20 protein-coding genes are annotated in these 20,444 nt (G+C 66.7%); 12 read left to right on the forward strand and 8 right to left on the reverse strand.

Annotated features, from left to right (window positions below; all coding sequences use genetic code 11):
- The first annotated feature begins 2 nt into the window (after positions 1-2).
- Positions 3-1,025, forward strand: a complete 1,023-nt coding sequence (locus tag MBTS_RS02360) for a polyprenyl synthetase family protein (protein WP_018042382.1) — start codon at positions 3-5, stop codon at positions 1,023-1,025.
- Between the two features lie 41 nt (positions 1,026-1,066).
- Here the strand turns inward: MBTS_RS02360 and MBTS_RS02365 are convergent, their stop codons facing one another.
- The 3 genes from MBTS_RS02365 to MBTS_RS02375 form a co-directional block, all read right to left on the reverse strand.
- Positions 1,067-1,942 (reverse strand): 4-(cytidine 5'-diphospho)-2-C-methyl-D-erythritol kinase, encoded by an 876-nt coding sequence (locus MBTS_RS02365; protein WP_192215008.1) that lies wholly within the window; start codon positions 1,940-1,942, stop codon positions 1,067-1,069.
- 89 nt (positions 1,943-2,031) lie between these two features.
- Positions 2,032-3,888 carry a tetratricopeptide repeat protein gene (locus MBTS_RS02370; protein WP_192215009.1) on the reverse strand — a complete coding sequence of 619 codons (1,857 nt, stop codon included), beginning with the start codon at positions 3,886-3,888 and terminating at the stop codon, positions 2,032-2,034.
- 126 nt (positions 3,889-4,014) lie between these two features.
- On the reverse strand, positions 4,015-5,667 hold the full coding sequence (locus MBTS_RS02375) for an electron transfer flavoprotein-ubiquinone oxidoreductase (protein ID WP_192215010.1): 1,653 nt from the start codon (positions 5,665-5,667) through the stop codon (positions 4,015-4,017).
- Between the two features lie 220 nt (positions 5,668-5,887).
- Here MBTS_RS02375 and MBTS_RS02380 point away from each other — a divergent pair, with 220 nt between their 5' ends.
- The 3 genes from MBTS_RS02380 (at position 5,888) to moaB (ending at position 8,588) form a co-directional block, all read left to right on the forward strand.
- Complete coding sequence (locus MBTS_RS02380) at positions 5,888-6,817, forward strand: uracil-DNA glycosylase (RefSeq protein ID WP_147829236.1); 930 nt, start codon at positions 5,888-5,890, stop codon at positions 6,815-6,817.
- Between the two features lie 131 nt (positions 6,818-6,948).
- Positions 6,949-7,857, forward strand: coding sequence for a KPN_02809 family neutral zinc metallopeptidase (gene ypfJ / locus MBTS_RS02385; RefSeq protein ID WP_018042387.1), 909 nt, complete (start codon positions 6,949-6,951; stop codon positions 7,855-7,857).
- Positions 7,858-8,030: 173 nt separating this feature from the next.
- A complete protein-coding gene (gene moaB / locus MBTS_RS02390; protein ID WP_018042388.1) occupies positions 8,031-8,588 on the forward strand; it encodes a molybdenum cofactor biosynthesis protein B in 558 nt (185 codons plus the stop codon).
- On the opposite strand, the gene MBTS_RS02395 is transcribed toward moaB, so the two are convergent.
- Entirely contained in the window at positions 8,589-9,110 is a 522-nt protein-coding gene (locus MBTS_RS02395; protein WP_018042389.1) for a hypothetical protein, read from the reverse strand.
- Positions 9,111-9,317: 207 nt separating this feature from the next.
- Between MBTS_RS02395 and MBTS_RS02400 the strand changes: the two genes are divergently transcribed.
- Positions 9,318-9,653, forward strand: a complete 336-nt coding sequence (locus MBTS_RS02400; protein WP_056145987.1) for a VOC family protein — start codon at positions 9,318-9,320, stop codon at positions 9,651-9,653.
- On the forward strand, positions 9,650-10,783 hold the full coding sequence (locus MBTS_RS02405) for a PA0069 family radical SAM protein (RefSeq protein WP_147829264.1): 1,134 nt from the start codon (positions 9,650-9,652) through the stop codon (positions 10,781-10,783). The genes MBTS_RS02400 and MBTS_RS02405 overlap by 4 nt, the downstream gene beginning before the upstream one ends.
- Here MBTS_RS02405 and MBTS_RS02410 read toward each other — a convergent pair.
- The 4 genes from MBTS_RS02410 to MBTS_RS02425 form a co-directional block, all read right to left on the reverse strand.
- Positions 10,746-11,396, reverse strand: a complete 651-nt coding sequence (locus MBTS_RS02410) for a ribonuclease HII (RefSeq protein WP_056145990.1) — start codon at positions 11,394-11,396, stop codon at positions 10,746-10,748. The two genes, MBTS_RS02405 and MBTS_RS02410, sit on opposite strands and share 38 nt — an antisense overlap.
- A gap of 113 nt (positions 11,397-11,509) precedes the next feature.
- The gene (locus MBTS_RS02415) at positions 11,510-12,580 is read right to left on the reverse strand and encodes a glycosyltransferase family 4 protein (RefSeq protein WP_147829238.1); all 1,071 of its coding nucleotides are present in this window, start codon (positions 12,578-12,580) and stop codon (positions 11,510-11,512) included.
- A complete protein-coding gene (locus tag MBTS_RS02420; RefSeq protein ID WP_056146553.1) occupies positions 12,577-13,404 on the reverse strand; it encodes a UDP-2,3-diacylglucosamine diphosphatase in 828 nt (275 codons plus the stop codon). Before MBTS_RS02420 ends, MBTS_RS02415 begins: the two co-directional genes overlap by 4 nt.
- Before the next feature lie 100 nt (positions 13,405-13,504).
- The gene (locus MBTS_RS02425) at positions 13,505-13,777 is read right to left on the reverse strand and encodes a hypothetical protein (RefSeq protein ID WP_147829240.1); all 273 of its coding nucleotides are present in this window, start codon (positions 13,775-13,777) and stop codon (positions 13,505-13,507) included.
- A gap of 260 nt (positions 13,778-14,037) precedes the next feature.
- On the opposite strand from MBTS_RS02425, the gene MBTS_RS02430 reads away from it, so the two are divergent.
- The 6 genes from MBTS_RS02430 to sucD all read left to right on the forward strand — a co-directional run bounded on the left by MBTS_RS02430 (position 14,038) and on the right by sucD (position 20,304).
- Positions 14,038-15,246 carry an aminotransferase class V-fold PLP-dependent enzyme gene (locus MBTS_RS02430; RefSeq protein WP_026175686.1) on the forward strand — a complete coding sequence of 403 codons (1,209 nt, stop codon included), beginning with the start codon at positions 14,038-14,040 and terminating at the stop codon, positions 15,244-15,246.
- A gap of 108 nt (positions 15,247-15,354) precedes the next feature.
- Entirely contained in the window at positions 15,355-16,293 is a 939-nt protein-coding gene (locus MBTS_RS02435; protein WP_018042396.1) for a D-2-hydroxyacid dehydrogenase, read from the forward strand.
- A 230-nt stretch (positions 16,294-16,523) separates the two neighbouring features.
- Positions 16,524-17,387, forward strand: a complete 864-nt coding sequence (locus MBTS_RS02440) for an NADP-dependent methylenetetrahydromethanopterin/methylenetetrahydrofolate dehydrogenase (RefSeq protein ID WP_147829242.1) — start codon at positions 16,524-16,526, stop codon at positions 17,385-17,387.
- A 3-nt stretch (positions 17,388-17,390) separates the two neighbouring features.
- Complete coding sequence (gene fchA / locus MBTS_RS02445; protein WP_147829244.1) at positions 17,391-18,032, forward strand: methenyltetrahydrofolate cyclohydrolase; 642 nt, start codon at positions 17,391-17,393, stop codon at positions 18,030-18,032.
- A gap of 180 nt (positions 18,033-18,212) precedes the next feature.
- Positions 18,213-19,391, forward strand: coding sequence for a malate--CoA ligase subunit beta (locus tag MBTS_RS02450; RefSeq protein ID WP_018042399.1), 1,179 nt, complete (start codon positions 18,213-18,215; stop codon positions 19,389-19,391).
- 19 nt (positions 19,392-19,410) lie between these two features.
- Entirely contained in the window at positions 19,411-20,304 is an 894-nt protein-coding gene (gene sucD, locus MBTS_RS02455; RefSeq protein ID WP_192215011.1) for a succinate--CoA ligase subunit alpha, read from the forward strand.
- The last annotated feature ends 140 nt before the right edge of the window (positions 20,305-20,444 follow it).

Below are 20,444 nucleotides of genomic sequence, written 5' to 3' on the forward strand. Positions count from 1 at the left end.
GTTTGGGTGTCGTCGTTTCCTTCGATGAGGGCCGCTCCGATCCGGAGTCGAGCCTGAACGATCTTGTGGCTCTGGTCGCCAAGGGCATGGAGCGCGTGAACGCGACCATCCTGTCGCGGACCGGGTCCGACGTCGCGATGATTCCGGAGGTGGCCAATCACCTGATCGCCTCCGGGGGCAAGCGCCTGCGCCCCATCCTCACCCTCGCCACCGCAGATCTCTGCGGATACGGGGCCGGAGATGGCGCGGTGAAGCTCGCCGCCAGCGTCGAGTTCATGCACACGGCGACCCTTCTGCATGACGACGTGGTGGACGAGAGCGACATGCGGCGCGGCCGCGTCGCGGCGCGGATCAAGTGGGGCAACGAGGCGAGCGTGCTCGTCGGTGATTTCCTCCTCGGCCAGGCCTTCCGCATGATGGTGGAGGTCGGTTCGCTGCGCGCCCTCGACATCCTCTCGGCCGCCGCGACCGTCATCGCCGAGGGCGAGGTGATGCAGCTCACTGCCGCCAAGAACACCGAGACCTCCGAGGACGAGTATCTCGCCGTGATCCGGGCCAAGACCGCGGAATTGTTCGCCGCCGCCTGCGAGGTCGGCCCGGTGATCGCCGACCGCCCGCGGGCGGAGCAGGCGGCGTGCCGCTCCTATGGCATGAATCTCGGGATCGCCTTCCAGTTGATCGACGACGTGCTCGATTACGGCGGCACCAGTGCCTCCATGGGCAAGAATGTTGGTGACGATTTCCGCGAGGGGAAGATCACCCTGCCGATCGTCCTGGCCTTCCGGCGGGGCAGCGAGGAGGAGCGGACCTTCTGGCGTCGTACACTCCAGGACGGTCGGGTCGAAGAGTCCGATCTCGACACGGCCCTCGCCATCCTGCGGAAACACCGGGCCCTGGAGGACACGATCGACCGGGCGCGCCATTATGGCGCCATCGCCCGCGATGCCCTGGCGCTGTTCCCCAACGGGCCAATGAAGTCGGCCCTGCTGCAGGTCGTCGATTTCTGCATCGCCCGGGCTCACTGATCCGATCCCGGCCCGTCACGCGAGCCGGGCAGGGAAGGCCGTCACCGTAGTAAGGCGGCTCGGACCCACCAGGATGGCTGCATCGCGCGGATGGCGGCAGCCGCCCAAACCGCATCGGATCGGGTGGCGAACAAGCCGAAAACCGTAGCACCGGAGCCGGACATGCGAGCGAGCCGGCATCCCGGCTGGTCGCGCAGGGCCGTGAGCGTATCGGCGATGACGGGGGCGACCGTGAGCGCCGGTGCTTCCAGATCGTTGCGAGCCGGCGTCACCGCCGCCAGGATCTCGCCGAAGCCGAGACATCGCGCGAGGAGCGGGTGGGCCTCGCCAGCGTGGCGCTGCCCAACCGTCAGACCCAGCGCCTTGAAGACCGGCGCGGTGGCGACCGGCACGCCGGGATTGATCAGCACGGCCGGCAAAGGCGCGAAACCCAGCGCCGGCCCGACATCCTCGCCGGCACCACGCATCATCCGGCCGCGCGGATCGAGGCAGACGGGAACGTCCGACCCGGTGGCGCGGGCGGCCTCGACGACAGCGGGGTGATCGAGGGAAAGGTCGTTGAGGCGCGCCAGCAGCCGCAGGGCTGCGGCCGCATCCGACGAGCCGCCGCCGATCCCTGCCGCCACGGGCAGGCGCTTGATGAGGTGGAAGCCACCGATACGAAGGCCGGGGATCGCCTTGGTCAGCCTTTTGGCGGCACGGATCACGAGGTTGTCGTCGAGGGGACCGGCCGGTCCGGCGGTGGGTCCTGAAACGTCGAGGGTCAGCTCACCGCCGGGCATCAGGCTCAGCGTATCCCCCGAACCGGTGAAGGCCACGAGACTTTCGAGCTCGTGATAGCCATCCCCCTCACGACGGCCGAGGACGTGAAGGGTCAGATTGATCTTCGCCGGAGCGCGGGTGACGAGGCTGGGCACGGCTTGCTCTGTCGGAGAGGGGCGGGTCTGTCGACCGCGGGAATGCGCGGCCGGTCTGGCCCCGCGATCCCCCGCCCGTCAAGCCGGTGTCAGCCGCCGGTCTTCTTGTCGGCCGCGCCAGGGGGCTCGCTCGGAGCCGGAGCGCCCTTCGGCAGATCGGGATTCACCTTCTGCGCCTCGGGAGGATTCTCGGCGGTAGCGGCGGGCTTCTCGAGTTCCGGCAGGCCGTCCTTGAGCTTGGCGTTGATCTTGACGAGATCGTCCGGCTCCGGGTTCAGGTCCTTGGCGTGCTGCCACTGGAACTTGCCTTCGAGCCGCCGTCCCGAACGCCAATAGGCATCGCCGAGATGGTCGTTGATAGTCGGGTCGCCGGGCTTGAGCTCGATGGCCTTCTCCAACTCGCGCACTGCGTCGTCGTAGCGACCGAGGCGGAAATAGGCCCAGCCGAGGCTGTCGATGATCATGCCGTCTCGCGGGCTCGCATCGACGGCCTGCTTCAGCATGGTGAAGGCCTCGTCGATATTCATGTTCTGGTCGACCCAGGAATAGGCGAGGTAGTTGAGCACCTGCGCCCGCGCCGCCGGCTGGTTCGGCGGGACCAGTTCCAGGGCCTTCTTGAGGTCAGCCTCGGCCTTCGGCCATTGCTTGGCCCGCTCGTAGGCGGTGCCGCGGAAGTAGAACGTCGTCCAGTAATTGGAGGCCGGCTGCTTGCCGATGAGTTCGATGGCCCGGCTGTAGGTGGCCGCCGCCTCCTCGTATTTCTTGCGCGAGCGCTGCACGTTGCCAAGGGCGGTCACGACGTCGATGCTGTCGGGATGCTCCTTCATGGCGGCGTCGAGGAGCTGGGTCGCCTCCTCGCCTTTGCCGAGCTGCTCGAGATTGAGGCCGATCTGGATGTCGGCGTTGAGCTTCAGCGGCGAGGTTGCCGGCATCTGCGCATAGGCGTCGTTGGCGCGCTCGGTCTGCTTCATCCGGTCGAGCGTATCGGCGAGGGTGAGGCGGGCGAGGGCGTGTTCGGGGGCGAGATAGAGGGCGAGGCGCAGATAGACCACGGCGGGCAACTCGTCGCCCTGGGTCGATCCGGCCGAGCCGAGCCCGTAGAGCACCTCGCCGGCGCCTTCCTGTGCCGTGTTGACCAGGCGGGTCAGGGGCTTGCCGGCCTTGAGCTTGTCGAGGGCGTCACGCACGATCGGGTGACGCGGCAGCAGTTGATCGAAGGTCGTGTAGGCCTGGATCGCCAGGTCCGTCCGACCGGCCTGCGCTTCGAACCGGGCATAGGCATCGACGATGCGCAGGGTGTTCGGGTCCGCGTCGTACGCAGCCTTGAGCCGGCGCTCCGCCTCCGCCTGATCGCCGACGAGGTTGGCGATCAACCCGGCATGGAAGTCGCGGAAAGTGTTGTAGGAGCGCTCGCCCTTCAGCTTGTTCACCACTTCGAGGGCGCGCTTGCCGTCATTGGCACCGGCATAGGCCCAGGCGGTCAGGAGGGTGCTGGTGAGATCGGCAGCAGCACCCCGTCCGCTGCGAGCGAAGTTCTGACGGGCCTGCGCGAACTGGCCGGCCTTGATCTGGCGTACGCCGAGGCTGAGTTGGGCGAGGCCGTTCGATCCGTCGCGGGCGGTGAGGCGCTCGGCCGCGCGGAAGGCGTCGGGCAGAGCGCCGTCCGCGAGCAGCGACACGAAGGCGCGCTCGAGCAATTCGGCATTGCGCGGGTCGGCCTTCACCGCCTCGCGGTAGAAGCTCGCCGCGGCGGAGGTGTCCTTGGAGGCGCCGGCGATATAAGCGGACAGGAAGTTGCCTTCCAGCGACTCGGCCGGCTCGTATTCCGTCACCGGGGCGGATTCCCGAGGCTGGGCGGCCAGGGCCGTGACCGACGTCGCCACTGAGGCGGCGAGGCACAGGGCGAGAGCCGAGAGGGTCCGGCGGGTCGCGGCGTTTCCGTTCATGGGCACCAGTCGCGTTTGTAGCGCATCGTCCGTCAGGGACCGATGCCGATCGGGCGGGGACACTGAACTCTTCCCGCCATCCTCGCAAGGCGAAAGGATGGCGGGCACTTAGGGTCCGGTGCGTCCTCACATGTTGGGGTAGTTCGGCCCGCCCGGTCCCTCTGGCGTCACCCAGTTGATGTTCTGGTTGGGGTCCTTGATATCGCAGGTCTTGCAGTGGACGCAGTTCTGCGCGTTGATCTGGTAGCGGACGCCATTGCCCTCCTGCACCCATTCGTAGACGCCCGCCGGGCAGTACCGCGCCGAGGGGCCGCCGTAGACGTCGTGCTCCGAGGACTTCTGGAGCGCCGCGTCCTTGACGTTGAGATGCGGCGGCTGGTCCTCTTCGTGATTGGTGTTCGAGAGATAGACCGAGGAGAGCCGGTCGAAGGTCAATTTGCCGTCGGGCTTCGGATAGACGATCGGCGTCACCTCCGAGATTGGCTTCGTGGCGGCATGATCCGGCTTGCCATGTTTCAGCGTGCCGAAGGGTGAGGCGTCGAGGATCGTCTGCGACCACATGTCGAGGCCGCCCAGACCCACACCCACGAGCGTGCCGTATTTCGACCAGAGCGGCTTGACGTTGCGCACGCGCTTGAGATCGCGACCGATGTCGCTGTCGCGCCAACCGGCCTCGTAATCGGTCAGCTCGTCGCCCTGTCGGCCGGCGGCGAGGGCGGCGGCGATGGCCTCGGCCGCCTGCATGCCGGAGAGAACGGCGTTGTGCGACCCCTTGATGCGCGGCACGTTGACGAAGCCGGCCGAGCAGCCGACGAGGCAGCCGCCGGGGAAGACGAGCTTCGGCACCGATTGCCAGCCGCCCTCCATGATGGCGCGTGCGCCGTAGCCGATGCGCTTGGCGCCCTCGAACACGTCGCGGATCATCGGGTGGGTCTTGAAACGTTGGAATTCCTCGAACGGCGACAGGGTCGGGTTCTCGTAGTTCAGGTGCGTGACGAAACCGACCGAGAGCAGGTGGTCGTCGAAATGATAGAGCCAGGAACCGCCGCCGGTCTTGTTGGAGAGCGGCCAGCCCATGGTATGGCGCACGAGACCGGGCTCGAACGTCTCGGGCTTCAGCTGCCAGAGCTCCTTGACGCCCAATCCGTATTTCTGGTGGTCGCTGTCCCGGTTGAGCTGGAAGCGGTCGATCAGCGTCTTGGTGAGCGAGCCGCGCGCTCCCTCGCCGAAGATCGTGTACTTTCCGCGCAACTCCATGCCGCGGGTGTAATCGTCGCGCGGCTCACCAGATTTTCCGATGCCGAGATCGCCGGTGGCCACGCCGATGACCGTGCCGGCATCGTCGTAGAGCACTTCCGAGGCCGGAAAGCCGGGATAGATCTCGACGCCGAGCTCCTCGGCCTTGGCGCCGAGATACTTCGTCACGTTCGAGAGCGAGCCGACGAAATTGCCGTGGTTCGACATGAATTTCGGGAAGGCGAAGTTCGGCAGCGAGATGCCGCTGTTCTTAGTGAGGAACAGGAACTCGTCACGCTCGACCTCGGTCTTGAGCGGCCGGGCTTCGTCCTGGCGCCACTCGGGAAGCAGGCGGTCCAGCCCGAGCGGATCGATCACCGCGCCGGAGAGGATGTGCGCGCCGACTTCGGACCCCTTCTCGACCACCACGACGGCAAGATCGGCGGCGATCTGCTTGAGGCGGATCGCAGCGGCGAGGCCGGCGGGCCCCGCGCCGACGATCACCACGTCGAAATCCATACCCTCGCGTTCCGGCAACGCCATCCTGTGAACTCCTCCTGCCGCCCCAGCCTGGACCGATCGAGACCGGTCAGCGCGTGCGCGATGTTATGATTGCGAACACTCTCAACCGATTCCAAGCTGGGAACGCAAGCCTGCCAATGGTCTCAGCATGGTCTGAGCCGTCTCGCCGCCGTACCAATGGCCGCGTAACGTGTCCGGCGAAGTGTTGTCCACAGGCCCGTCAGGGTCCACATCGAGAACCATGAGCCAAGGTCCCGACCATCAGCGCGACGTGATCGCCGAACTGGACTTCCACGTGGAAGCCGGTGTCGATCTCTGCCTCGACGAACGGCCGCACGACCGCTTCTCCGAAGTCGAGGAGACGTCACCCTGGCGCCCGGCACCGGCGCGGCACGGCTTGCCGACGCACGACCTGCCCCCCCTTGATCGTCCCTCACAAATCTCCGCTCCTCAGGAGCGGCCGCAGGCGGATCCCGTGCCCCCCCGTCGCGAATTGCCGCCACGCGGCGAGGCGCTCGCCACATCGCCGGCACGAACCTACGGGCAATCCGCAGCGTCCAAACCCGGCGAAGCCGCGGGCGATGCGAGGGCGAGGGCGAGGGATGTCGCCACCCTCAAAGAGCTGGAAGCGCTGCTCGCCGATTTCGACGGATGCCCTCTCAAGTTCACCGCCAAGAACCTCGTCTTCGCCGACGGCAACCCGGCGTCGAAACTGATGTTCATCGGCGAGGCCCCTGGCGCCGACGAGGACCGCGTCGGCAAGCCGTTCATGGGCCGCTCGGGCCAGCTTCTCGACCGGATGATGGCGGCGATCGGCCTCGACCGGACGAAAGCCTACGTGACCAACATCGTGCCGTGGCGGCCGCCGGGAAACCGCAATCCGACCCCGCAGGAGGTGTCGATCTGCAAGCCGTTCATCGAACGCCAGATCGAGCTCGCCGATCCGGATGTCATCGTCTGCCTCGGCAGCCCGGCGACGCAGGCGATCACCGGCACGAAGGACGGCATTCTGAAGGCGCGCGGACGGTTCTATCCCTATCGGGTGGGTGACCGGGAGGTGAAGGCGCTGGCCACCCTGCACCCGGCCTATCTCCTGCGTCAGCCCCTGCAGAAGCGCTTGGCCTGGCGCGATTTCCGCCTGTTGCGGGCGACACTGGACGGCAAGGCGTAGGGCGAAAGGCGTGGGCCAAGCGGAACCGTATCTTTCACCGCCGTATTAGTTCGGGCACACGAGGCTCAAGACAGAGATGCGTTGGGCGGCCGGGTTCGGGTTGAGTCCACGCCACGAAGGGTGACGAGATCATGCGCTGGGAAGATTTCCGCTCTTCGGACAATGTCGAGGACCGCCGGGGCGAGGGTGGCGGAGGCGGCGGCGGCTTTCCCGGCGGCGGTGCCGGTGGGCTCGGCATCGGCACGATCGTCATCCTCTGCATCATCGGCTGGGTCACCGGCATCAACCCCGCCATCCTGATCGGCGGCGCCGAGCAGATGAGCGGCGGCGGACAGCCGCGCCAGGAGCGGGTCGACCCGCAGACGCAGGCGCAACGCAACACCAAACCTACGGACGAAAGCGGACGCTTCGCGGCCGCGATCCTCGGCAACACCGAGGATGTGTGGAAGGAGATTCTGCCCAACCAGACCGGCAAGCAGTACCGCCCCACCGGTATGGTTCTCTACAAGGGCGGTACGCGCAGCGGCTGCGGCTCGGCGCAGGCGGCCATGGGGCCGTTCTATTGCCCGCTCGACAAAAAGATTTACCTCGACACGTCGTTCTTCAAGGAGATGGAGCAGAAGTTCGGGGTGAAGGGCGATTTCGCCTATGCTTACGTCATCGCCCATGAGGTCGGCCACCACGTGCAGGACGAACTTGGCATCCTGGGCAAGGTTCAGGGTCGTCAACAGGCCGCATCCAGCAAGGTCGAGTCGAACCAGCTCTCCGTTCGCGTCGAGCTGATGGCCGATTGTCTCGCTGGTGTCTGGGCCAAGAACTCCAACGACAAGTACAACTCCCTGGAGCCGGGCGACATCGAGGAGGCCATGCAGGCGGCCAGCGCCATCGGCGACGACAAACTTCAGAAGCAGTCCCAGGGCTACGCCGTGCCGGATTCCTTCACGCACGGTTCGTCCGACCAGCGGATGCGGTGGTTCATGACAGGTTACAAGAGCGGCCAGACCAAGTCCTGCGACACTTTCAGGGCGGCCCGGAACTGACCCAGCGCCGGTGAAGCAACCAGACGCGGCATCGCGTCCCTCCCGACCGACTTCGGACGGAGGCCATCGCGCGTCAGCCGGAGCGGTGGAGCACCCCAGGGGTGGCGGGATCGACCTGCCGCCCCATTCGCGGCTAGAACCGGTCGGTACCGCCGAGCCGAGAGCCGTCAGCCATGGTCGCCGCAGACAAGACCCGTAGCTTCATCCCGCTCTCCATCGCGGTGCTGACCGTCTCCGACACCCGTGTCGCCGAGGACGATCGTTCCGGCGACACGCTGTGCGAACGGCTCGTCGCGGCCGGGCATAGCCTCGCCGGCCGCGCCATCGTCCCCGACGAGGTCGTCGCGATCCGCGCACAGGTGGAATCCTGGACGCGGGACCCGGCTGTCGACGTGGTGATCACCACGGGCGGCACGGGCTTCACCGGACGCGATGTGACACCCGAAGCGATCGAGCCGCTCTTCGAGAAGCGGATGGACGGATTCTCGGCGGTCTTCCACCGCATCTCCTACGACAAGATCGGGACGTCCACCCTGCAGTCACGAGCCACGGCGGGGCTCGCGAACGCCACCTTCGTGTTCGTCCTGCCCGGTTCACCGGGCGCGTGCCGCGATGCGTGGGACGGCATCCTCGCCGCGCAACTCGACTATCGACACCGGCCCTGCAACTTCGTCGAGATCATGCCGCGCCTGGACGAACACCTGCGGCGCGGCGCCTCGATCCCGGTCTGATTACCCTCGGTTCAGCCGCACGTTCACCCGCCGGGGATGCAGGCGGGTCGAGAAGACGGCGCTCGCGATGAGGCGGTCCCGGCGTACGAGGTCTCCGGCGCGCGGTGTGCGCACGCCGATGACGGACTCGCCCTGTGCCGCAAGGCGCGACGGCAATCCCGCATGGGGTCGGCGCAGGCGCCCGAGGACCATCTCCGGCCGGGCCGTCCCGATGAACCGATCGATGGTGCGGATCCAGCCCTCGGCCGGCACGTCACCGGCCTCGAGGCACAGGACCCATTCCCGCCGCGCGGCCCTCGCCCCCTCCGACCAGGGCGGCGTACCGCCCGAACGGACGACGAAGGTCGCGCCGGTGGCCTCGGCCACGGCATCGATCGCAGCATCATGGGCGGGGGCGATGATGACCGCGTCGCCGACGAGCCCGGCGGCGACGCCCTCGACGAGAGCCCCCAGAGTATCGGCGAGCTGGTCGACCGCATCGGGGCCGACCGGCATCGCTACATGGATCAGAGCCGAAATCATGCGCGCGCATACCGTATTTTCGGCCCGGAGAAAGCCGGATGGCGCCGAAACAACGACGAGAACCCGCGCCTCGCAGGCATAACCCGTCGATTGCTCTAAAAAAGGGCAGGGATGCCGTTCGTGTTCCTGATATGTTCGCGGCCCGAACGGAGGGGCATCGCGCGACGCGCCAGGCGTCCCTTCGTCGAAACGAATGGGGAGCAAGGCATGCGGCAGGATGGCAAGATCGATTACCTCGAGTTGCCGGGCGGCGACATCGACCGGGTGAAAGCCTTCTACGGGAACGCTTTCGGCTGGAGCTTCGTCGATTACGGCCCGCGCTATGCCGCCTTCGATGAGGGTCTCGATGGCGGGTTCGATGCCGACGCGGCGAAGGCGGTGCCCTTGCCCGTACTCTATGCGCAAGATCTCGAAGCGATGCAGGCACGGGTCGAGGCGGCGGGGGGCACGATCGTGGCGCCGATCTTCGCTTTTCCCGGCGGTCGCCGCTTCCATTTCAAGGACCCGGCGGGAACGGAACTGGCTGTGTGGTCCGAGCGGTGAAGGCCGCCGGGGACGAGGGTGACGAGGCGTTCGGCGCGCCCGACCGGCGGCTTGGGGGGAGCACCCTGTCGGCGGATGCGAGAAAGGGGCGTGGGGCCACGGCCAATCCCTGCGGTCGCTATGAACCGGCACGGCGGGAGGCCTTCGACGACGGTTGGGTTTCGGATGATGCCGCCCAGCGCCTGCGTACCGAAGACCGGCCCGAGCACGCACGCACCATCCTGACGCGGAATACGTCACCGGACCTGCCGTTCGATCGCTCGATCAATCCCTATCGCGGCTGCGAGCACGGATGCGTCTACTGTTTCGCCCGGCCCAACCACGCCTATGTCGGCTTGTCCCCCGGCCTCGATTTCGAGACGAAGCTGTTCCACAAGGCCCATGCGGCCGAGTTGCTGGAGCGTGAGCTTTCCGCGAAGGGCTACCTGCCGCAGACGATCGCCCTCGGGACGGCCACGGACCCGTATCAGCCGATCGAGCGAGACCATGGTATCACCCGCGCCGTGCTCGGCGTCTTGGCGCGCTTCCGCCATCCCGTGGGGATCGTCACGAAATCGAACCTCGTCGCCCGGGACATCGACATCCTGGCGCCAATGGCGGAGCTAGGCCTCGTCAAGGTTGCGATGTCGGTGACGACCCTCGACCCTGTCCTGGCCCGCCGGATGGAGCCGCGCGCTCCCCATCCCGACCGGCGCCTCGAAGCGATCCGTCAGCTCAGCCGCGCGGGCATCCCGGTCATGGTGATGATGGCTCCGGTCATTCCATCGCTGAACGACCACGAGATCGAAGCGGTACTGGAGCGGGCGCGGGAATGCGGTGCCGTCGAGGCGCGCCATGTCCTGCTGCGGCTGCCGCTCGAACTCGACGACCTCGTGAACGACTGGTTCGCCGAGCATTATCCGGGGCGCCGGCGGCACGTGATGTCGCTCGTGCGCGAGGCCCGTGGCGGCAAGGCCTACGATGCGACTTTCGGCCGGCGGATGACCGGCAGCGGGGCCTATGCCGATCTCATCGGCCAACGCATGCGGCTGGCAAAGCAACGCTTCGGCTACGCCGATGCGCGCATCTCCCTGCGCACGGATCTCTTCGATCCTACAGCGGCGTCCGGGGCACAGCTGCGCCTGTTGTGACAACAGAGGGCGAGGACGCGAAACGCTTGGTGAAGCTCACCCGGTGATGCGCGGAGCGACCGAGGCTCGCCAAACCGGCGAGATGAGCCGCGGTGCCATAGCCGACATTGCGATCCCAGGCATAGGCCGGATGACGGCCGGCCAGAACCCGCATGAGATCGTCCCGCAAGGTCTTGGCGACGATGGAGGCCGCCGCGATCTGGGGCACCAGCCGATCGCCGCCGATCACCGCCCGGCACGGCAGGGACAGGCCGGGGATGGCATCGCGCCCATCCACGGCCACGGGCGCTTCGAGACCGAGCTTCTCCACCGCTCGCCGCATGGCGTCGAGGGTCGCCGCGCGGACGTTGATCCGGTCCACGAGCTGCCGTGACCCGGCCGCCACCGCCACCTCGGCATGTTCGCGAATGAGTGGCGTCAGGCGCTCGCGCGTCGCCCGGTCGAGCTTCTTGCTGTCGTCGAGGCAGGCCAGCACGGAGGCCGGGAACACGGCGGGATCGAACCAGACCGCCGCCACGACCACGGGGCCGCACAGCGCACCGCGCCCGACCTCGTCGCAGCCGATGAGAGCGGGGAGGGTGCTGGCGACGGGGTCGGCGAACGGTCTGGTCATCGGCCCGATGGATTACACTTCGGCCAAAGACGGGTCACCTTGCTTGGCGCCAGAAATGTGTGGGCGTGTGCCCCCAAGCGAAGAGGCCGGAAGGTCATCCCCACCGTCCCACGCTACACTGCCGGTGCCGTCCTGAACGCCCGGCGCTTCGGCGTGGGAAGGCCGGTGCCGTGAGCCAGCGAAATGTTGGTGAAGAACTGGCGCGCGCTCTCGCCCCAGGTGTAGCGCAAGGCCTCTGCGCGGCAGCGCTCGCGGGGGATCGACAGGGCGGCGAGCGCCGCCTCGCGCAGGTCGGGTCCGAGGATTCCGGCGCCGGTCCCGCCGATGACGTCGAGGGGGCCGGTGACCGGATAGGCCGCCACCGGAACGCCGCAGGCGAGGGCTTCGAGCAGGACGATGCCGAACGTGTCGGTAAGGCTGGGGAACACGAAGACGTCCGCCGCCGCGTAGATGCGGGCGAGCGCCGCGCCGGTCAGGGTGCCGAGGAAGCGGGCCTTCGGATACAGGCCGGCGAGGCGCGCCCGGTCGGGGCCGTCTCCGACCACGATTTTGGTGCCCGGCAGGTCGAGATCGAGGAAGGCCGAGACGTTCTTCTCCACCGCCAGCCGGCCGACGAAGAGAAAGAACGGTCCGGACAATCCGACCAGGGCATCGGGCGGGACGTCATCCGGCCCGGCGGGGCGAAAGAGGTCCGTATCGACCCCCCGCGTCCAGCGCATCAGGTTGCCGAAGCCGCGAGAGGCGAGGTCACGCTCCAGGGAAGGGGTCGAGACCATCGTCCCGCTCGCGGCGCCATGGAAGCGCCGCAGCCAGGCGTAGCTCCAGCTTTCGGGGACGGGGGCGCGGGCGGCGAGGTACTCGGGAAAGCGCGTGTGATAGCTCGTGGTGAAAGGGCGGCCATGGGCGAGACAATAGCGCCGGGTCGCGTAGCCGACGGTCCCCTCGGTGGCCACATGGACATGGGTCGGGGCGAGATCCGACCATAGGCGCGCGACCTTGCCCTTGGTGGCATAGGACAGCCGAATCTCCGGGTATCCCGGAAGCGGCACCGAGGCGAAGTCCTGATGGGTCAGGAACACGGTCTCGAAGCCGAGCTCCTGGCCCGCCGCCGCCATGTTCTCGAGAGAGCGGACGACCCCGTTGACCTGCGGGTGCCACGCATCGGTGGCGATCAGCAGCCTCACGCGACCGCCCGCGCCGGACCGACGGCGACCGCGCTGCGCTCCGCTTCTTCCGCGGCGGCCCGCGCCCGCAACACGCTCGGGTAATGCAGCACCTCCATGGTGCCGTCGTAATGCTCGACGATGGCGGTGCAGGATTCCACCCAATCCCCGGTGTTCAGATAGGTCAGCCCGGCGATCTGCCGGTGCGCGGCATGGTGGATGTGTCCGCAGATGACGCCGTCTGCGCCCACGCGCTTGGCCTCCGCGCTGAGCAGCTCCTCGAACTTTCCGATGAAGTTGACGGCGTTCTTCACCTTCAGCTTCGCCCAGGCCGAGAGCGACCAATAGGCGAGGCCGAGGCGACGCCGGATCGTGTTCAGATGCGTGTTGATGAAGAGCGCGAACGTGTAGGCCCCGTCGCCCAGGAAGGCGATCCATTTGGCATGCCGCACGACCATGTCGAACTGGTCGCCATGGATGACGAGGTAGCGCTTGCCGTCCGCAGCGACGTGGATCCGGTCGTCCACCACCTCGATCCCGCCGAAGGTCATGCCGAGATAATCGCGCAGGAACTCGTCGTGGTTGCCGGGGATGTAGATCAGCGTCGAGCCCTTGCGCACTTTGCGCAGCAGTTTCTGCACCACGTCGTTGTGGCTCTGCGGCCAGAACCAGCCCGATTTGAGCTGCCAGCCGTCCACGATGTCGCCGACGAGGTAGATCTCGTCGGCGTCGTAATCCCGCAGGAATTCCAGCAGCAATCCTGCCTGACAGCCCTTCGTGCCCAGATGCATATCGGACAGGAAGAGCGTCCTCACGCGGATCGTCTTCTCTGTATCTTCGCCCACGATCCACTCCGAACGGCTTCGGTGCGTTGAGCCAAACCGGATTCCCGTATCAGTTTGATGACGCGCGCCGTCTCGCCCCGTGGCTCGCCTCCCAACGCGACTACTTCAACCGCATCGCGCGGATGTTGCACTGCGCGACAAATTTTTTGAGTGGCCGGGAAGTTTTTTGCGTTTTCCTTCGGGGGCGAACCCCGGCATAGTCCCGATCAAGGTGACCCACCGGATCGCGCTGGAAAGCGCGTGTCCGGAGCCCATGCGAGGCGAAATCAAGGTTGCCGACGAGGTGAGAAACGACGTCCAAGGCCTTGGGAGTGTGCGGTATTCGCGCGCCCCGGCCAACGGAGAGAGGCTTGATCCAGTCGAAGGCAGTCACGTCGAGCGCTCCGGAACTCGCAGTCATCGGTGATGGCACGAGGCGGGCCTCGCGCCTTCCGTCGGCGATCGTGGACCCTGCCTACTCCTCCAGACGGACGCGCGGCAGCCGGGGCTCCTGGCAGCGCCGCCGTTTCTTTCCCAAAGCTTAGGAACCGTCCCGGCTGCCCATCAGGCCGGATCGCGACCTCGGACCACCGTATTCGATCCCAGCGTCGCACGATGCGTGCGCGCGAACCGAAGAAGAACCGGAGACACAACATGGCGGCAACGAGACGGCCGGGTCGGAACCATCTGTTCGTTCCGGGCCCGACGAACATCCCCGACCGCGTCCAGCGGGCGATGATCGTTCCCTCCGAGGATCATCGTTCGGTGGATTTCCCGACGCTGACCAAGCCCCTGTTCGAAGAGACCAAGGCCGTGTTCGGCTCGACCGAGGGCACGATCTTCCTGTTCCCGGCCTCGGGTACCGGTATCTGGGAATCGGCGCTGACCAACACCCTGCATCGCGGCGACACGGTGCTGACCTCGCGCTTCGGCCAGTTCAGCCACCTGTGGATCGACATGGCCCAGCGCCTCGGCCTGAACGTGATCGTTCAGGAAGAGGAGTGGGGCACGGGTGCGAACCCGCAGCGGATCGAGGAGGCGCTGCGCGCCGACACGAACCACGAAATCAAGGCCGTCATGACGGTCCATAACGAGACCGCCACCGGCGTCACCAGCGACATCGGTGCCGTGCGCAAGGCGATCGACGCGGCCGGCCACCCGGCACTTCTCTTCGTCGATGGCGTGTCCTCGATCGGCTCGCTGCCGTTCTACGCCGACGAGTGGAAGGTCGATTGCGCCATCGCCGGCTCGCAGAAGGGCCTGATGCTCCCCGCCGGCCTCGGCGTGATCTGCGTCAGCCAGAAGGCGCTCAAGGCCGCCGAGTCCTCGTCGGGCCCGAACGACCGTCTCGCGCATGTCTACTTCGACTGGGCCGACCATCAGAAGCAGAACGGCGCCGGCTACTTCCCCTACACCCCCGCCCTGCCGCTTCTCTACGGCCTGCGCGAGGCACTCGCCTGCCTGCGGGAAGAAGGTCTCGAGAACGTCTACCACCGCCATGCCGTACTCGCCGAGGCGACCCGCCAGGCCGTGGCGGCCTGGGGTCTCAAGACCTGCGCCAAGGAAGCCAAGTGGAACTCGGACACGGTGACGGCCATCCTCGTCCCCGAGGGCATCGACGCCGCCGCGATCATCAAGCACGCCTTCGTGCGCTACAACCTCGCCCTCGGCGCGGGTTTGAGCCAGGTGGCCGGCAAGGTGTTCCGCATCGGCCACGTGGGTGACCTGAACGAGCTCTCGCTTCTCGGCGCCATCGCCGGCGCGGAGATGGCCATGCTCGACAACGGCGTGAAGGTGCAGCCGGGCTCCGGCGTCGCCGCCGCCTCCAGCTACCTGCGTGAGAACCCCCTCGCCAAGTCCTGATCGAAGCTGTTTCCCGGGGCCGGCATCTCGCCGGCCCCGGGGCATCGTCTATAGAAGCGTGTATCGCGTAACGTCGCGCTCGGCGCGGAACGTCGCTTGAGGGTTCCAATGGCGCACAAAATCGTCTTCCTCGATCGTGAATCCCTCGACGCCAAGGTGCGTGAGTTCAATTTCCCGCACGAATATACCGAGTACGACTCCACCTGGACGCCGGAGGAGATCGTCGAGCGCCTGAAGGGGGCCGAGATCGCGCTGATCAACAAGGTGCCCATGCGCGCCGAGACGTTGAAGCAGCTCCCCGACCTCAAGCTCATCGCCGTGGCCGCCACCGGCACCGATGTCGTCGACAAGGCCGTCGCTAAGGAACTCGGCATCACGGTCGTCAATATCCGCAACTACGCCTTCAACACCGTGCCCGAGCACGTGATCGGCCTGATGTTCGCCCTGCGGCGCGCCATCGTGCCCTACGCGAACTCCGTGCGCCGGGGCGATTGGGCGAAGTCCACCCAGTTCTGCTATTTCGACTATCCGATCCACGACATCGCCGGCTCGACGCTGGGCATCGTCGGCTATGGCGCGCTCGGTAAGTCCATCGCCAAGCGGGCGGAAGCGCTCGGCATGAAGGTCATCGCCTACGACGTGTTCCCGCAGGAAGGCCTCGTGGATTTCGAGACGATCCTGACCGAATCCGACGTCATCACCCTGCATGCGCCGCTGACGCCGGAGACCCGGAACATGATCGGCGCCGAGCAGCTGGCCAAGATGAAGAAACACGCCATCCTGATCAACACGGCGCGTGGCGGCCTCGTCGACGAGGAAGCCCTCGCCGAGGCCCTGAAGGCCGGCACGATCGGCGGCGCCGGATTCGACGTGGTGATGACCGAGCCGCCCAAGAACGGCAACATCCTGTGCGAGCTCGACCTGCCCAACCTCATCGTCACGCCGCACGTGGCCTGGGCGAGCAAGGAGGCCATGCAGATCCTGGCCGACCAGCTCGTGGACAACGTCGAGGCCTATGTTGCGGGCAAGCCGCAGAACGTGGTGTGAGGATCGGGCTCCATACGTGGAGACCCGGCTCGGAGACGCAGACGTCCCTCCGGGGCCGTGGAGCGGAGCCCGAAATCCAAATCGCCGGGCGCTGATCGAGGCTGTGCCGACGGGGTGTTCGGATGACGGGCCGCCGACACTGCGGAATGTTGGAGCACACCATCGCGCGGCTCATCGCAGTCTCGCCAATCATACGATAACCGCGCAGCGACGCGGGCAGAGGAAACGACATGACGAAGAAGCTGCTGTTCCAATTGGATACCGATACCGTTCCGAGCGTGTTCGATGTGGTCGTCGGTTACGACGGCGGGGCCGATCGCATCACCGGCTACGGCAACGTGACGCCCGACAATGTCGGCGCGCTGGTGGACGGCACGATTTACACCCGCGGCGGTTCCGAGAAGAAGTCCACGGCGATCTTCGTCGGCGGCGGCAGCATGGCGGCCGGCGAAGCGGTGTTCGAGGCCGTGAAGAAGCGTTTCTTCGGCCCCTTCCGCGTGTCGATCATGCTCGATTCGAACGGCTCGAACACCACCGCAGCCGCCGGCGTCGCGCTGGTTCAGAAGGCCGCCGGATCGCTTCAGGGCAAGAAGGCCGTCGTGCTCGCCGGCACCGGTCCGGTGGGCATGCGCTCGGCAGCGCTCCTTGCGCAGGAAGGCGCCACCGTCGTCCTCTGCGGTCGTTCGCTGGACAAGGCCCAGGCCGCCGCCGATTCCATCAACAAGCGCTTCAACGTTCAGATCAGCGCCGCCGCGACGCCGGACGCCGCCTCGCGCGCCGCCATCGTCAAGGGCCAGAACCTCGTTTTCTCGGCCGGCGCCATCGGCCTCGAGCTTCTTGCCGAAGCCGACTGGAAAGACGAGGCCAGCATCGAGTTCATCGCCGACTACAACGCCCAGCCGCCCCTCGGCTTCGGCGGCATCGACGCCATGGACAAGGGTAAGGAGCGGCACGGCAAGAAGGTGTTCGGGGCCCTCGGCATCGGCGGCCTGAAGCTGAAGCTGCACCGCGCCTGCGTCGGCCAGCTCTTCGACAGCGCCGAGAAGGTCTTCGACGCCGAGGAGATCTATGCCCTCGCCAAGACGATGGCCTGACCCATGAGCGAGAAGACGGCGCCCGCCAACGAAACCATCCAGAGCTTCCTCGACGGGCTCGCGAGCTCGGCCCCGACCCCCGGAGGCGGCGGAGCCGCCGCTATCTCCGGTGCCATGGGCGCCGCGCTCCTCAGCATGGTGTGCAACCTCACCATCGGAAAGAAGAAGTACGTCGAGGTGGAGGGCGAGCTGAAGGAGATCCTCGGCAAGTCCGAAGCGCTCCGGGCCGAACTCACTGGAATGATCGCCGACGATGTCGAGGCTTTCGACGCCGTGATGGGAGCCTACGGCCTGCCGAAGGGCACCGACGAGGAAAAGGCGGCTCGCGCCGCCAGAATCCAAGAGGCGCTCAAGGTCGCCACCGACGTGCCGCTCGCCTGTTGCCGCGCCTGCCGCGAGGTCATCGACCTCGCCGAGGCCGTGGCCGACAAGGGCAACCTCAACGTCATCTCCGATGCAGGGGTCGCGGTTCTCTCCGCTCATGCCGGACTGCGCAGCGCCGCGCTCAACGTCTATGTCAACGCCAAGGGCCTGGACGATCGGGGATTTGCCGATGAGCGACTGAAGCAACTCGAAGAGTTGCTTGGGCCAGCAGGACCATTGAACGAGAAGATCTACGAGGTCGTGAAGGCCAAGGTGAACTAAGACCAACGACAGGCCGGCGAGAGCAAACTCAGCCGGCCTTTTCGTCTAAAAAATACATTCCGTCCGCCGTTAAAGGCGGAGTGAAAGAGAATGTAAAAAAATATTACAACAGAAGCTCTTTCCGTGAAGTGAAATTTACGAGAGTGTCTGTCCCAGGGAAAAACGCCGAGGAGAACGCACATGGACGTGCATGAGTATCAAGCCAAGGAGCTGCTCGCCGGATTCGGCGTCGCGGTTCCCAAAGGCGCGGTGGCCTTCAGCCCCGACCAGGCAGTCTACGCCGCCACCGAGCTCGGTGGCTCGTTCTGGGCGGTGAAGGCTCAGATCCATGCCGGTGCGCGCGGCAAGGCCGGCGGCATCAAGCTGTGCCGGACCTACAACGAGGTCCGCGATGCCGCCAAGGACCTCCTCGGCAAGCGTCTCGTCACCCTTCAGACCGGCCCCGAGGGCAAGCCTGTCCAGCGCGTCTATATCGAGACCGCCGACCCGTTCGAGCGCGAACTCTATCTCGGCTACGTCCTCGACCGTAAGGCCGAGCGCGTCCGCGTCATCGCCTCGCAACGCGGCGGCATGGACATCGAAGAGATCGCCGCCAACGAGCCCGAGGCCCTGATCCAGGTCGTGGTCGAGCCGGCCGTCGGCCTGCAGCAGTTCCAGGCCCGCGAGATCGCGTTCCAGCTCGGCCTGAACATCAAACAGGTCTCGGCGGCCGTGAAGACGATCATGAACGCCTACCGGGCGTTCCGCGATTGCGACGGCACCATGTTGGAGATCAACCCTCTCGTCGTCACCAAGGACGACCGCGTCCTGGCGCTCGACGCCAAGATGTCCTTCGACGACAACGCCATGTTCCGTCGGCGCAACATCGCCGACATGCACGATCCCTCGCAGGGCGACCCGCGCGAGGCCCAGGCTGCCGAGCACAATCTCAGCTATATCGGCCTCGACGGCGAGATCGGCTGCATCGTCAACGGCGCCGGCCTCGCCATGGCCACCATGGACATGATCAAGCACGCGGGCGGCGAGCCGGCGAACTTCCTCGATGTCGGCGGCGGCGCCAGCCCCGACCGTGTGGCGACGGCCTTCCGGCTCGTCCTCTCGGACCGCAACGTCAAGGCGATCCTCGTCAACATCTTCGCCGGCATCAACCGCTGCGACTGGGTCGCCCAGGGCGTGATCCAGGCGGCGAAGGAAGTGAAGATCGACGTGCCGCTCATCGTCCGGCTCGCCGGAACGAATGTCGAGGCGGGCAAGAAGATCCTGGCCGAGAGCGGCCTCGATCTCATCACCGCCGACAGCCTGTCGGATGCCGCCACCAAGGCCGTCGCCGCCTGCGACGCCGCCAAGCGCAACCACTGAGACGAGGGGAGGATACGTCATGAGCATTCTGATCGACGAGAAGACCCCGATCATCGTCCAGGGCATTACCGGCGATAAGGGTACGTTCCACGCCAAGGAGATGATCGAGTACGGCTCGAACATCGTCGGCGGCGTCACCCCGGGCAAGGGCGGCAAGACCCATCTCGGCGTCCCGGTGTTCAACACCGTCAAGGAGGCCGTCGAGGCCACCGGAGCCACCACCTCGATCACCTTCGTCGCCCCGCCCTTCGCGGCCGACGCGATCATGGAAGGGGCCGATGCCGGCCTCGCGCTGATCTGCTCGATCACCGACGGCATCCCGGCCCAGGACATGATGCGGGTGAAGCGGTATCTGCGCCGCTACCCCAAGGACAAGCGCACCATGGTGGTGGGCCCGAACTGCGCCGGCATCATCTCGCCCGGCAAGTCGATGCTCGGCATCATGCCCGGCCATATCTACCTGAAGGGCAATGTCGGCGTGATCTCGCGCTCGGGCACCCTCGGCTATGAGGCGGCGGCGCAGATGAAGGAGAGGGGCATCGGCATCACCACGTCGGTGGGTATCGGCGGCGACCCGATCAACGGGTCGTCCTTCCTCGACCATCTCGCCTTGTTCGAGCAGGACCCCGACACCAAGGCCGTGCTGATGATCGGCGAGATCGGTGGTCCGCAGGAGGCCGAGGCCTCGGCCTGGATCAAGGAGAACATGTCGAAGCCCGTCATCGGCTTCGTCGCCGGTCTCACCGCTCCGAAGGGCCGCCGCATGGGCCATGCCGGCGCCATCATCTCCGCCACCGGCGACAGTGCAGCCGAAAAGGCCGAGATCATGCGCTCCTATGGCCTGACCGTGGCCCCCAGCCCCGGCGATTTCGGCTCGACGGTCGAGCAGGTGATGCGCAAACTCGCCGCCTGAACGCGCAAACCCTCCTCCTCCTCAGCGGGGGAGGGTGGTCGCGGAGCGACCGGGAGAGGGGCAGCGCCGCCCGGCCGCCGACGGACCCAGCCACAGAAACCACCCCTTGATCGCCCCGACGCTGCGTTCCATGCTGCGGG

This window comes from Methylobacterium bullatum (assembly GCF_014845095.1).
In the GTDB taxonomy this organism is placed as follows: Bacteria; Pseudomonadota; Alphaproteobacteria; order Rhizobiales; family Beijerinckiaceae; genus Methylobacterium; species Methylobacterium bullatum.

Coding starts and splice junctions, on each gene's coding strand:
- MBTS_RS02370 (WP_192215009.1), bottom strand. CDS start 3,888: ATGAACGGAAACGCCGCGACCCGCCGGACCCTCTCGGCTCTCGCCCTG.
- MBTS_RS02375 (WP_192215010.1), bottom strand. CDS start 5,667: ATGGCGTTGCCGGAACGCGAGGGTATGGATTTCGACGTGGTGATCGTC.
- MBTS_RS02380 (WP_147829236.1), top strand. CDS start 5,888: ATGAGCCAAGGTCCCGACCATCAGCGCGACGTGATCGCCGAACTGGAC.
- ypfJ (WP_018042387.1), top strand. CDS start 6,949: ATGCGCTGGGAAGATTTCCGCTCTTCGGACAATGTCGAGGACCGCCGG.
- moaB (WP_018042388.1), top strand. CDS start 8,031: ATGGTCGCCGCAGACAAGACCCGTAGCTTCATCCCGCTCTCCATCGCG.
- MBTS_RS02395 (WP_018042389.1), bottom strand. CDS start 9,110: ATGATTTCGGCTCTGATCCATGTAGCGATGCCGGTCGGCCCCGATGCG.
- MBTS_RS02400 (WP_056145987.1), top strand. CDS start 9,318: ATGCGGCAGGATGGCAAGATCGATTACCTCGAGTTGCCGGGCGGCGAC.
- MBTS_RS02410 (WP_056145990.1), bottom strand. CDS start 11,396: ATGACCAGACCGTTCGCCGACCCCGTCGCCAGCACCCTCCCCGCTCTC.
- MBTS_RS02430 (WP_026175686.1), top strand. CDS start 14,038: ATGGCGGCAACGAGACGGCCGGGTCGGAACCATCTGTTCGTTCCGGGC.
- MBTS_RS02435 (WP_018042396.1), top strand. CDS start 15,355: ATGGCGCACAAAATCGTCTTCCTCGATCGTGAATCCCTCGACGCCAAG.
- MBTS_RS02440 (WP_147829242.1), top strand. CDS start 16,524: ATGACGAAGAAGCTGCTGTTCCAATTGGATACCGATACCGTTCCGAGC.
- fchA (WP_147829244.1), top strand. CDS start 17,391: ATGAGCGAGAAGACGGCGCCCGCCAACGAAACCATCCAGAGCTTCCTC.
- MBTS_RS02450 (WP_018042399.1), top strand. CDS start 18,213: ATGGACGTGCATGAGTATCAAGCCAAGGAGCTGCTCGCCGGATTCGGC.
- sucD (WP_192215011.1), top strand. CDS start 19,411: ATGAGCATTCTGATCGACGAGAAGACCCCGATCATCGTCCAGGGCATT.